Source organism: Okeania sp. KiyG1 (assembly GCF_014132355.1).
In the GTDB taxonomy this organism is placed as follows: Bacteria; Cyanobacteriota; Cyanobacteriia; order Cyanobacteriales; family Microcoleaceae; genus Okeania.
Map to the genome: position 1 here is coordinate 1 of NZ_BLZO01000120.1, position 12,508 is coordinate 12,508.

Consider the following 12,508-nt stretch of genomic DNA (forward strand, 5'->3'; position numbering starts at 1 on the left):
TTATTGGCACTCTCAATATCTTCAGCTCAGAGAATTTATATTTTGTGGTTCCGGCCAGAAGTTATTAGAACAGTTAATTGGGCAGGAGATCCTGCGCCTATTACAGAAGTAGAACCTAATGGTAATATAAAATTGTCCCCTAGAAAATCATTTGAGCTGTGGAAAGGAATTGTTAAGCTGACATCTCGACCTTGGAAACAATGTGAAATTGATGTGGCTTTAGAACTGAGAAATGCCATTATTAAAATTGTACTGAAACAAGCAGATGAACTAGCAAAATTAAATTCTGCGTTGCAAAAGTCAGAAGCAGGAGAGAGAGAAAAACTGCTCAATTAGAACAAACTTTAAAAGATTACAATTTACTCAAACGCAATTAATCCAAAGTGAAAAAATGTCTAGTTTAGGACAGTTAGTTGCAGGTATTGCCCATGAAATTAATAACCCGATTAATTTTATTTATGGCAACATCAAATATGCAGATAATTATGCTAATGAACTAATGGATTTGATTAAACTCTACCAAAAACATTGCAATCCATCGCCAGAAGTTGAAGAAGAAAGTGAAAAAATAGATTTAGAATTTATTCTCGAAGACCTACCTCAACTATTAAAATCTATGGAGGTAGGAACAGAACGCATTTATGAAATAGTCAAGTCTTTGCGTAATTTTTCACGACTTGATGAAGCAGAAATGAAGCCAGTTCATATTCACGAGGGAATAGATAGTACTTTACTAATATTGAATAATCGACTCGATCCTAAAGCTGGAAAACAGATTAATGTAATTAAGGAATATAGCGATCTACCTAAAATATCTTGTTATGTGAGTCAGTTAAATCAAGTATTTATGAATATCTTGGCCAATGGAATTGATGCCCTGGAAGAAGCAATAGCAAAAGGCAAATTTTCTGAATCAAATGAACAACAAATTCCCACAATTAAAATTCAAACAAAAATTGTAGAGAAAATCTGATAACTATTACTATTTCTGATAATGGTATGGGTATAAAAGATGGAGTGCGTAACAAAATATTTGACCCTTTCTTTACGACAAAACCTGTTGGTAAAGGTACTGGTATTGGCTTGGCAATTAGTTATCAAATTATAGTAGATAAACATGGCGGTCGGATTTTTTGTAATTCCCAGGAAGGAAAAGGAACAGAGTTTATAATCGAAATTCCTATTCAAGAGAATACTCTGAAAATAAAGACCCTATAAATAGAAATCTTCAGAAAAGAGGGAATAGGTATGGAGGGGGAAATAACTGAGAATTTATGTACGATAATTGATTTTATTTTTGATTTTGGAGGTGTTTAATTGACATCTAGTGAAAAATAAATAGACCTTTTAATTAGAGCAAGCTTGGGAAATAAAATTCACCAGAAAAGCAAGAAAAAATGGTTGTCTTGGTGTAAGCATTCAGCTGTCAGCTATTAGCCAGCCTCCTAGGTCGGAACTGCGAACTTCAGCTATTGCTTTTAGTTTTAGATAAAAGCTTTACTAATTTAGGCAGAATTTATACTTAAGGAGCCATGATTGAATAAGTTGTACAAATTTTATCTGGGATAAATTGTGAAATATAGCTTCCATTAAAAACTGTTCAAGTTATTTTTACACGACTACTAACTATAAAAGCTGGCGCTCAACAGTCTATATTCATTAAAACCTCATCATGATAGCTGATAGCTGACTGCTAATAGCTGTTAGCTCCGCATTCGGCTTGAAATGCTTACGTCTTGGTATTGACTTTAATGCTAATTCAATTTCAGTTACTTATGTGAAGTGGGATGGAAATATTGAATATTTAAAAGAAATCCTGTATAAATGGAAAAATCAAACGTAAGCATTCAGCCGTCAGCTATCAGCTATCAGCTATTGCTTTTAGTGAGTGATAAAGACTTTATTAATTGAGAAACGAAAAACCTGATACAAAAGTCAACTCCAAAGTCTATATTCATTTACAGCGCTTTTGCTCATTTATGAACCACATCGCTATAACCAAAACCCTGTAGGGACGTTACATAAGGGCGTCCCTACTGTGGTCTACTGAAATGAAAACTGCTGTAAACCTCATCCTTAAGCACAGGGTCTTATTGCTGATAGCTGACTGCTAATAGCTGAATGCTTACAATCAAACAACAGGACAATCGCCTTGCATCCATGAGAAATAATGAAAACCGCTGTAAGAAATTAAAATTAGATTTATTTTAACACTTGAAAACTAAAATAATAACCTTTGATATTTTGAGCAGGTAGATATTCGTCCTCTATTTTAGCTATCATTGTCCAATGTTTAGCTTTTGTCAGTTCTTCCTCTACTATTTGAAAGCGACTCTCTCGATCTTCATAAAAGTGTTTGCGAATACTATAAACAATATAGCCTCCCTTTTTCGTAATCCTTACAAGTTCACGGAGAGATTCAGCAGGAGCGTGTCCTGGGATAAAAGTCCCGACACAAATAATAGCATCATAAAAATCAGAAACAATCCCAGAATCTGGTAAATAACCTACAATAAAATCTGAATAAATATTGCGTTTTTTGGCTACATTTAACATCCCTTCAGATGGATCGAATGCAGTAAGTTCTACATTTTTGTAGCCATGTTTAGCTAGTTGCTCTCCCTGCTCTCCTGTTCCTGCTCCTACGTCTAATATTTTCATAGACTCTTGATAAGGAACAGTTTCTGCAAAGAGTTTTGCTGTGACTACAACAGGAGTATTTTCTCCAGTGCCACACAATTCATTTTTGACGTGTTCATCAAACTCTTGGGCGTATTGATTATAGTGATCTAGCAGATTTTTGGCATCTATAGTTTTATTTTTAAATGTATTACCCCAGTTAGTCATAGTAGAGCCTCTTAAAATCTAAAGATTATATCATGTTCGGATGTAGGGACGTTCCATGTAACGTTCCTACAAGGTGTGATGTGTGAAGATGTGGTTCATCAATTTGAAAAGCGCTGTAATTCCCCATAAGGCCATCTGGCAAAAAATCTTAACATATCTTAATATATATAAAAGAAGAGTTTAAGGATATGGCCGTGACTGATAACCAAACATCCAAAGTGAATAGACTATTTCAGACCCTAGCCTATTTTGGGGTTGTTCCCTTTGTTGGGAGTTTTAAATGGCTACAAAAATTATTTGGTGAAAAGACACCCAAAACAGCAGAAACATCAGAAGTCGTATTAGTAGTAGGTGCTAATGGTGGAGTTGGTAAGCGAGTTGTACCTAGACTCCAGAAACGGGGTTATCAAGTTCGATCGCTCGTTCGAGATGCTAAAAAAGCTCAGAAAGTTCTCGGCAAAAATGTTGAAATAGTAACTGCCGACATTACCAAACCAGAAACCCTCACCCCTGAAATATTCAAAGACGTGAGTAAAATTATTTGTTGTACAGGAACACGAGTACAACCAGTGGAAGGAGACAACCCAAACCGGGAAAAATATTACCAAGGCATCAAATTCTTCATGCCAGAAGTTGTAGAAGACCCCCAACTTGTCGAATATGAAGGCATGAAAAATCTCCTGGCAGCAGCAAAACCACAACTACAACCAAGCAACAACAAAATCATCTTTGACTTCACCAACCCCACCCAAGACCTCAAAGAAACTTGGGGAGCATTAGACGATATCGTTATGGGGGGAGTCAGCGAAAGCTCCATCCGTCTAACAGATACAGGTGCCCTTTTCTCCGGTAACGTCTCCACTGCCAACTCCGGCGGTTTCGTATCAGTTCGTACCCGCAACTTCGACCCCCCAATGAATTTATTAGGAGCTGCTGGTATCGAACTCCGGGTCAAAGGAGATGGCAAACGCTATAAATTTTTCCTCCGCTGCGAAGACAAATGGGATGGAGTTGGTTACAGCTATTCTTTTGACACCGTTTATAATATCTGGACAACTATTCGCATTCCATTTAAAGATTTAACACCAGTATTTCGCGCTAGAGTTGTAGAAAATGCTCAACCTTTTAATCCCAGTCAAGTTTATTCTTACCAATTAATGTTGAGTAAATTTGAATATAACCGAGAACTTAATCCTAAATTTACACCAGGATTTTTTCAGTTAGAAATTGAGTCAATTAAAACTTATGGTAGCGACCAATTACCTAAATTTGTATTGGTTAGTTCGGCAGGTGTAACTCGTCCGGGGCGACCAGGTTTAAACCTAGATGAACAACCTCCTGCTGTGAAATTTAATGACCAATTGAAAGGTATATTAAACTGGAAATTAAAAGGAGAAGAAGTTATTCGTTCTAGTGGGATTAATTACACTGTTATTCGTCCTTGTGGAATGACTGAACAACCAGGAGGTCAAGCATTAATATTCGACCAAGGCGATAATATTAAAGGTATTGTTAGTCGGGATGATATTGCCGAACTTTGTATTAAAGTTTTGGAAGAAACACAGGCTTGCAATACAACTTTTGAGGCAAAAGGAGATAAAGAAAATCAAGCTAGTGCTGAAATTTGGGAGAAGTTATTTAATAGTTTAGAAACCGATAAAAATAAGTCAGTTGTGACAGTTTAAAAAGCTCGTAGTAGGGCTTTAACCCATGATATACCTATCATAGGACTAAAGCCCTACTACAAACAAAAACCTTTTTATCACTAATTATCCGGACATGATATTAAGTCCTGTTTATTTGACAAATACTCTCTCAAGTTTACAGCGCTTTTGCTCATTGATGAACCACATCGCCATAACCAAAACCCTGTAGGGACCCTGCATGCAACGTTCCTACTGTGGTCTACTGAAATGAAAACCGCTGTAATTAAAATATGTAGCAAAAAAATATCCTCAAGTTCTGAAAAAATTAGAATTAAAAAGCGTTTCCTGCGGAATGCTTCCCTACGGGATGCTACGCAAACGCAAACAGCAGTTCAGCAATTAGCGGTCAGCTTTGCACTGCCTTTTTACCCACATTCCGCACTTCAAGAGCGTAACATAAAAATTAGTATAAAATCCGTAGCTTGCTTAAGTATTTATACTGTATAAATTATCTTCATTTACCTCAATCGAGAGTCAAATTCTCAGATTACTTATGCCAGCATAAACACTTGCTGAATCCTTGATATCAAATCCGGTGGGGTTGCACATAGAATCCGGTTATATAATATCTATTTATAATTTCTTAAATTACTTCAATATTAGACATCTCCTCCATGCATAGTAGGGACGCCCTTATGCAACGTCTGTACAGGGAAATAATTGATTTGATTTTTTATTATTGAAGATGTCTATTTAATCTCCCCCACTCCCCCACTCCCCTACTCCCCCACTCCCCTACTCCCAACTATACAATAAGTATTCAACCGGATTTGATATGACTCCTATTGACCACTATAATTTACTTCTTATATCATGTCCGGTAGCATCGGTATAGCAAAGGTAGGGAATAGGGAATAGGGAATAGACAGAAAAACTTAAGAAAGAGCAAGAAAAAAACTTAAATTCCCTGTAGATATTTATGCTAACTTTTACACAAACGATTGCGTTCGGACATGATATTACTTCTTACTTCCTTCTTACTTCCTTCTTACTTTTGACTTTTGACTTATTTTTTATACTACATTTTGTGGTGCGGAATGTGGGTTTTTAGGCTGATAGCTGATAGCTGATAGCTGATAGCTGATAGCTAGTTAACTAGGAAAAATTCAGTAACTTAAGAATTCGATCGAATTGATAGTTTTCTGCAAAGCTTTTCAATTGAGCAGCGATCGCTTCTTTTTCTGAGGGAATATCTTTAATTAGCTGCATCACTTTTTTACCCCGGAGTTCACTAGAAGCTTTGTGAAGTTCAGATAACCACTCAGAAGGCATATCCTTTAAAATGACAGATAAATCTTCTGAAGTAACTTGCTGGCGATCGCCAATTGTCTTTTGCCGTTTCCGATCATTAGCTCCATCAGACTGTTGATAAATCAACTCAACCCCCAAATATTGGTTCATTTTCTCCCAGATAAGCTCCTCCTGAAAAGGTTTAACCATATAGTCATCAAAACCCGATGAGAGAACTTCCTCTCGCTTTTCTTGAAATACACTAGCAGTTAGAGCAATAATCTTTGTAGAGAAAGGTTGGTCTAACTGTGATTCCCACTGTCTAATTTGTTTAGTGGCTTCATATCCATCCATCTCCGGCATATGCAAATCCATCCAAATCAGATGAGGACGCCATGCTTTCCAAATTTCTGTAGCTTCTCGTCCATTTATTGCTTGTTGTACGGAAAATCCCACTGAAACAAGTAAGTCTAACAGTAATAAGCCATTATCAACTTGATCGTCAACCACTAAAATACGATATTCTGGTTGTTTTGCTGCTAAACCGATGACTTTGCCTTTCCCTCTTCTGCTAGGAAAAGTCTGAGGAGAACTCAGACCAATGGGAATCGATAATTGAAAACAAGTACCTACACCCAGGGTGCTTTTTGTCGTAATATCGCCTCCCATCAACTTAATAAACTTTTCAGTAATAGCCAGCCCCAATCCTGTTCCCTGTCTAATTTGATGCCCTGCGGTGGTTTGTTCAAAGGGTACAAATAACTTATTGAGTTCCTCTTGAGCAATACCAGGACCTGTATCTTCCACTTCTAATTGCAGTTGATGATTATTCTCAATTTCCTCTACTTTAGCCCTTAAAATTACTTTGCCTATTTTTGTAAATTTCACCCCATTGCTAATTAAATTAATTAAGACTTGTCGCAGTTTTCCCTCATCCGCAGAGATATATTGAGGTAAATCAGAATCTGCTTCTAATACAAATTGAAGTCCTTTTTTTTGGACTTTGAGACAAAACATATCTTGCATATCTTGAAGAACAGTCTGGAGGTCAAAATTTGTTTCATTGACAGTAATTTGACCTGCTTCAATTTTGGACATTTCCAAAATATTGTTAATTAAAGATAATAAATGTTCCCCACTGCGATTAATGATCCTCAAATGTTCCTGTTGTTCTGGTTCAAAGGAAGTATCTTGAGAGAGAATTTGGGCAAACCCAATGACACTATTTAGGGGAGTTCGCAGCTCATGGCTCATGTTCGCCAAAAATTCTGATTTAGCCTTATTAGCAGCTTCAGCAGTCTGTTTTGCTAGAGAAAAAAGCCTGGATTGAGCTAAGAGTAAAACCTGTATATCCACTAACCGCCAACGTCGATCTGGAAATGCGATGACAATGGGTTCATAAATGAAAGTACCTGGTCGCTTAAGTGCTAGTTCTGCTGCTTGATTAATACTGCAATCTGCACTCAGTAGTAGATATCTTTTTACTAATGTCTCTGCATCTAAAAGTTTTTCAGATTTGGCTATAATTTCCCACAGGATTTTAATTGGTCGGTTGAGGAAAACGTCTAATCCGTAGGGACGACTAAGTCGCTCAAAAAATTGTACTCTAGAAATCATGCCAATGATTTTATTATCAGAAGTAATCATAACCCCTGGTAGCTGTGGATTCTCGTGAAATGTGTCTGCCACAACTTTTCCCAAGGTCGTTATTTGAACTTCAAAGTCATAGCTGGGAATATCTGCTAAACACGAATCAAGAGTAAGTTTATCTAATTGTTGAACAAACATGATTCACTTAAAGTTGAGAATTAACTAGAAACAATTCCGTAACTTAACAATAACTTTTTCCTTAGCTGTTTGTAGTTTGACTTGAGTTTTTTTGAGCTGCTCTAAAGTTTCCCATAATTATACCACTTTGAAAAAAGAATGCTACAAAAGATTAGAGCTTTATCGGATATTCTTAAAAATAGATTTCCAGTTCATTTTAGGTTTTTATATCTATCGTTTTTTCCATTTTTTTAATATTTTCCCCTCTTCCTTATTCCTTCTTCCTTCTTTATTACTTCTACCATTTGTAACAAACATTTATTAAATTGGTATTATAGGTTGCTTTTTTCCAAGTCTTTCGTATATCATGTCTCTTTAAATACCCACAATAAAAAATTTGGCGTTGCATATTTGTGCATTGGAAGGGGTGTAGAGAGTGTGGGGAGTGTGGGGAAATAGTGAATTTGGAGGAAAAAGGTAGAAATATGCCCCCATATTCACCATTCCCTACTGCCTATTCCCTATGCATGGAGGAGATGCCTAATAATATCATGTCCGGTTGAATATTTATAAATAAATGATGGAGTCCTCAGGAGTCAGGAGTCAACCCACCCTAACCCCTCCGGTGGAGGGAGGGAAGTCAGGAGGAAGAAAGAAGAAGAAAGAATAAAGAGGAGGAAAAGGAGAAAGTTTTTTTATCACGCTCTTATCCGGACATGATATAAATCCCAAATGGGTTTTATAGCAGTCGAAGTAAAGGTTAGGACAGGTCAAAAGCTTAAAACTCAGACAACGTAATACTTTTCCTTCTTCCTTCTTCCTTCTTCCTTCTTTCTTCTGCTATATATAATATTTTATAATTAAACAAAAATTTAGGCATACAAAAGTACTTAATTTTAGCATTTTAGCATTTTAAATTTTATTGATTATTAATTTTGAAAAGGTATTAGTAATATGAGTAACTCTGAACAGTTATTAACATTTGCTGAAAAATTGATACGTGAAAAGATGGACAATTGTTTGAGTGATTTACAACGAACTGTATTACTCACTACTCTACAAGAAAATAAGAAGACTTACGATCAAATTGCAGATGAATGTGGTTACTCTCCTAAATATTTGAAGCAAGATGTTGCTCCTAAACTCTGGCAACTTCTATCTGAAGTTTTGAACAAAAAAATCACTAAATTTAATATTAAAACTATACTAGAAGAGCAAATGCGTCATCAGGAGCCTGTGATTGAAATATTGCCTACGACCTTTGCCGTAAGTTCCCCTACTTCTGAGAAGGGTAATATTCTATTAGTGGACGATCAACCAGAAAATCTGAAATTGTTGTCTAATTTGCTTGAGGAACAAGGATATGAAGTCCAACAGGCAATTAATGGTGTAATTGCACTACAAGCGGTAGCAGTAAGCTCTCCTGATGTGATATTATTAGATATTTATATGCCAGAGTTAGATGGCTATACTGTCTGTCAAAAACTTAAAGTACATCCTAAAACCCAAGATATTCCAGTGATTTTTGTGAGCGCCCTTGATGAAGCCTGGGATAAAGTTAAAGCTTTTTCTGTAGGTGGCAGTGACTATATTACCAAGCCTTTTAAAACTGTTGAGGTATTAGCTAGAGTAGAAAATCAATTAAAAGTCAGACAATTGCAGCTAAAAGTTAAATATCTGCAACAACAGCTAGAAGAGAAAAATCAGCAACTGCAGCAAATTCTACAAAAATCATCAAGCATTGACTGCTAATTTTTTTATATTGAAAGACAGAAATTATACCAAAGACTAAATTATATCAGGTCCGGATAAGAGCGTGATAAAAAAAACTTTCTCCTTCTTCTTTCTTCCTTCTTCTTTCTTCCCCTCCTGGGAGGGGTTAGGGTGGGTTGACTCCTGATGACTCCTTCGTTATTTATTTATAACTGTTCAACCGGACATGATATTATACAGTGTTAGTAGGGGTTAACGGTTGTTAACCCCTACTAAATTTAGTGGTTATGCGTAAGTCCTATTAATTAGGGCTTGCTGATTAAATATCAAAGCATTGACAGATAAAGGTTTTAGCATTTTTTGGTCGAAAAAAGTGCCAGCTTTTCAGCTTTTTGAGCTGCATAAAGTTAGTATTTTGGGAGGATTATGGCAGAACAATCTTGGGACAATTTTTCCGACTACCTCCTCTATAATTCCCCGTTCCTCCTGTCTCCTGTCTCCTGTCTTCCCCTCCCCTCCACGGTCGGGGTTAGGGGTGGGTTGGGAGGGGAGGGGCGAGGGTGGGTTAAAAGACTTTTGAGCGCAAACCCTAATTAAAAAGGGTGTTCTGACAGAATGCTCCGGAAACAGATACCATTACATAAGCACTACCTTTTTAGGCTGATAGCTGATAGCTGATAGCTGATAGCTGATAGCTGATAGCTAATTAATGCTCAAAAACATCCTTATATTGTAACAAATCTAAGTCAACAAATACAGGCAGAAATTCAAAACACTGCTGCGCTAATTCCCATCTTTCTTCACGTTTCAACATCTCAGTTAACTTCTTTTTAACACTCAATAAATACCGCACATCATTAGCAGCATAATTCAATTGTTCTTCAGTTAAATTAACTGAATTTCCCCAGTCAGAACTTTGAGCAGACTTATCCAACTCTACCTTTTCTAACTCCATTACCAAATCTTTTAAACCATGTTTGCCTGTATAAGTTCGTGCCAACTTACTGGCAATTTTTGTACAGAAAATCGGAGAAGTTTTAATATCTAAATGATACTGCAACATTGCCACATCAAACCTCGCAAAATGAAATACCTTAACTATGCTATTTGATTCCATTAATTGTTTTAAATTAGGTGCATCTTTTTGTCCTTTTTCAATACGAATAGCTGTAACCATGCCTCGTTCGTCACATAACTGTACTAAACACAAGCGATCGCGCCAAGGTAATAATTAGGGGTCGATAGGAGCCTCACGACTCCCACCTCCCATTCAGAACCGGACGTGAGACTTTCACCTCATCCGGCTCCTGACTTAACTAACCTGGTTGTCACAGGCACAGTCTTCATCTACCAGAATTAGCATATCTTCTACCAATTTGTAGTTCATAGGTAATTCGTTACCTCTGAATTTAGGTTTGCGACTGCCATCTTGGGTTGTTTTGTGGTCATGGCAATGATTGTGTAATAACTGTAGATTTTTATATTCATCTTTTCCCCCCAGAGATTTAGGGGTAATATGGTCGATTTCAATATTGTCATTTTCGTGAAAATATTGACCACAATAATTACATTTACCACCTTGTAGTAATAGCTTTGCGATACGAGTCGGGGTTCCTATTTCATTAATTGATAATTGATAATGGATAATTGATAATTACCTCTGGTTAAAACCGTTACAGAATTGAATATCAGGAAATATTATTTCTTCTCTTGGTTGATTGGATATGGCTAGGTTTCCTCAGCATCCCTCAACCGCTTTTTTCCCCTTAAAAGGGGAGGCTTTAAACCAGAATTATTTAATTATTAATTATTAATTATTAATTATTAATTATTCGGTAATTTCCCCTTCTTCTACTCCAGTATATCCAGTCCCCGTTGTATGGGGATGCTTCTGACCGAACTAATGGGTGACGGGTTATTTTCGTTTCTCTGTACTTGTGAAGGATGAAACCTTCTTCCGTTTGAAACGTCCATGCTCCGTATTTCCCGTGGCTGTAGTATTTTCTTAGTTTCTTGTAACTAGCCCGACCAGTTCTTGATACTGTCCATGCTCTCAGGACTTTCCACATATAGTAATCTAGCGAGGCAAAGATATCTTTACTTGCTGCACTTTTATAGTAGTTGCACCATCCTTTAATGATTGGATTTAGTCTGCTGATTAGTGCTGACTGTGGTGCTGTTCTATATTGATTTACTACTTTCTTAATTTCTTCCTGATGAGCTTTGATTGCTTTGTCACTTGGTTTGATTAGCGTTTTTGTTTCTAATATTCTTACCGACCTTGGTGTGACTACTTTTCCCGCATGATGTTTTCCCGTCGGATATTGCCTAATATTGAAACCTAAGAAATCAAAACCAGGTTTTTCTTTCTTACCGTTGATTTCAATTTGTTTGAAGGTATGACATATTCTAGTCTTTTCCTCTTTTAGTTTTAATCCTACAGGTTTTAACCATTCTTGGATTGCTTTCTTGCATTGTAGAATGACCTCTAATTCTCTATGAATCACAACGAAGTCATCAGCGTATCTGATGATTTTGGGCTTGTAACCTTGGATATGATTCTTTCGGTTGGGGAAAATTCCTTGAATGTCCCTAATCATGCCATCCAATGCGATGTTTGCCAACAGAGGTGATAAGACACCTCCTTGAGGTGTGCCAGACTCTGTTTCTGTAAATACGCCGTTGTCCAATACTCCTGCGTTGAGCCATTGTTTAACCTCACGTCTTATACTTGCAGGACAATCTAATTTTGACAGTAGGTGTTCATGGTTAATTTTATCGAAGCATTTTTCTATGTCAGCGTCCAAAACATACGATGGGGTTTTGCTAATAATGACATGGATTCTTTGCATCGCATCTTGGGTTGACTTACCAGGTCTAAAGCCGTAGCTTTCACCCTCAAATTGGGCTTCCCAGTATGGTTCAAGCACCATCTTAACCAAGGCTTGCATTGCTCTATCTTTGAGGGTAGGGATTCCTAATGGGCGTTGTTCGTTACAACCTGGTTTTGGTATCCATATCCTTCTAAGGGGTTTAGCTTTGTAATGTTCGGACATTTCATTGACTAGATTTAACCTTTGTTTAGGCATTAACATTTTTCTGCCATCCACTCCAGCTATATTCTTGTCAGTATTGTCCTGTGTTACTTGCTTAACTGCTAAGAGCTTTGCATAATATGACTTGTGTAGTATTTTCTGAAGTCGTCTCGCTTTTGCTTTATTACCACTTTTGACTGCTTGATAAAG

At 36.9% G+C, this 12,508-nt stretch carries 9 protein-coding genes and 2 pseudogenes; 6 read left to right on the forward strand and 5 right to left on the reverse strand.

Annotated features, from left to right (window positions below; translation table 11 throughout):
• The 3 genes and pseudogenes from SAGCYANO_RS28935 to SAGCYANO_RS45875 all read left to right on the forward strand — a co-directional run.
• Positions 1 to 336: pseudogene (locus SAGCYANO_RS28935) on the forward strand (bacteriophytochrome (light-regulated signal transduction histidine kinase)); the annotation flags it as partial.
• Between the two features lie 55 nt (positions 337 to 391).
• Positions 392 to 973 carry a sensor histidine kinase gene (locus SAGCYANO_RS28940; RefSeq protein ID WP_237396815.1) on the forward strand — a complete coding sequence of 194 codons (582 nt, stop codon included), beginning with the start codon at positions 392 to 394 and terminating at the stop codon, positions 971 to 973.
• Positions 974 to 999: 26 nt separating this feature from the next.
• On the forward strand, positions 1,000 to 1,218 hold the full coding sequence (locus SAGCYANO_RS45875; RefSeq protein ID WP_237396816.1) for a sensor histidine kinase: 219 nt from the start codon (positions 1,000 to 1,002) through the stop codon (positions 1,216 to 1,218).
• A gap of 984 nt (positions 1,219 to 2,202) precedes the next feature.
• Here SAGCYANO_RS45875 and SAGCYANO_RS28945 read toward each other — a convergent pair.
• Positions 2,203 to 2,847, reverse strand: a complete 645-nt coding sequence (locus SAGCYANO_RS28945; RefSeq protein ID WP_202223232.1) for a class I SAM-dependent methyltransferase — start codon at positions 2,845 to 2,847, stop codon at positions 2,203 to 2,205.
• A 188-nt stretch (positions 2,848 to 3,035) separates the two neighbouring features.
• On the opposite strand from SAGCYANO_RS28945, the gene SAGCYANO_RS28950 reads away from it, so the two are divergent.
• Together SAGCYANO_RS28950 and SAGCYANO_RS28955 are read left to right on the forward strand one after the other, a co-directional pair.
• Positions 3,036 to 4,532 carry a CIA30 family protein gene (locus SAGCYANO_RS28950; protein ID WP_202223233.1) on the forward strand — a complete coding sequence of 499 codons (1,497 nt, stop codon included), beginning with the start codon at positions 3,036 to 3,038 and terminating at the stop codon, positions 4,530 to 4,532.
• Between the two features lie 228 nt (positions 4,533 to 4,760).
• Complete coding sequence (locus SAGCYANO_RS28955; RefSeq protein WP_202223234.1) at positions 4,761 to 5,000, forward strand: hypothetical protein; 240 nt, start codon at positions 4,761 to 4,763, stop codon at positions 4,998 to 5,000.
• Between the two features lie 648 nt (positions 5,001 to 5,648).
• Here SAGCYANO_RS28955 and SAGCYANO_RS28960 read toward each other — a convergent pair.
• A complete protein-coding gene (locus SAGCYANO_RS28960) occupies positions 5,649 to 7,571 on the reverse strand; it encodes an ATP-binding protein (RefSeq protein ID WP_202223235.1) in 1,923 nt (640 codons plus the stop codon).
• A 933-nt stretch (positions 7,572 to 8,504) separates the two neighbouring features.
• Here SAGCYANO_RS28960 and SAGCYANO_RS28965 point away from each other — a divergent pair.
• The gene (locus tag SAGCYANO_RS28965) at positions 8,505 to 9,302 is read left to right on the forward strand and encodes a response regulator (protein WP_237396817.1); all 798 of its coding nucleotides are present in this window, start codon (positions 8,505 to 8,507) and stop codon (positions 9,300 to 9,302) included.
• A gap of 667 nt (positions 9,303 to 9,969) precedes the next feature.
• On the opposite strand, the pseudogene SAGCYANO_RS28970 reads toward SAGCYANO_RS28965, so the two are convergent.
• The 3 genes and pseudogenes from SAGCYANO_RS28970 to ltrA all read right to left on the reverse strand — a co-directional run.
• Positions 9,970 to 10,494: pseudogene (locus SAGCYANO_RS28970) on the reverse strand (ribonuclease D); the annotation flags it as partial.
• A gap of 81 nt (positions 10,495 to 10,575) precedes the next feature.
• Positions 10,576 to 10,911, reverse strand: a complete 336-nt coding sequence (locus SAGCYANO_RS28975; RefSeq protein WP_202223239.1) for an HNH endonuclease signature motif containing protein — start codon at positions 10,909 to 10,911, stop codon at positions 10,576 to 10,578.
• Positions 10,912 to 11,080: 169 nt separating this feature from the next.
• On the reverse strand, positions 11,081 to 12,508 hold a 1,428-nt coding region (gene ltrA, locus SAGCYANO_RS28980; RefSeq protein ID WP_202223237.1), incomplete at its 5' end, for a group II intron reverse transcriptase/maturase.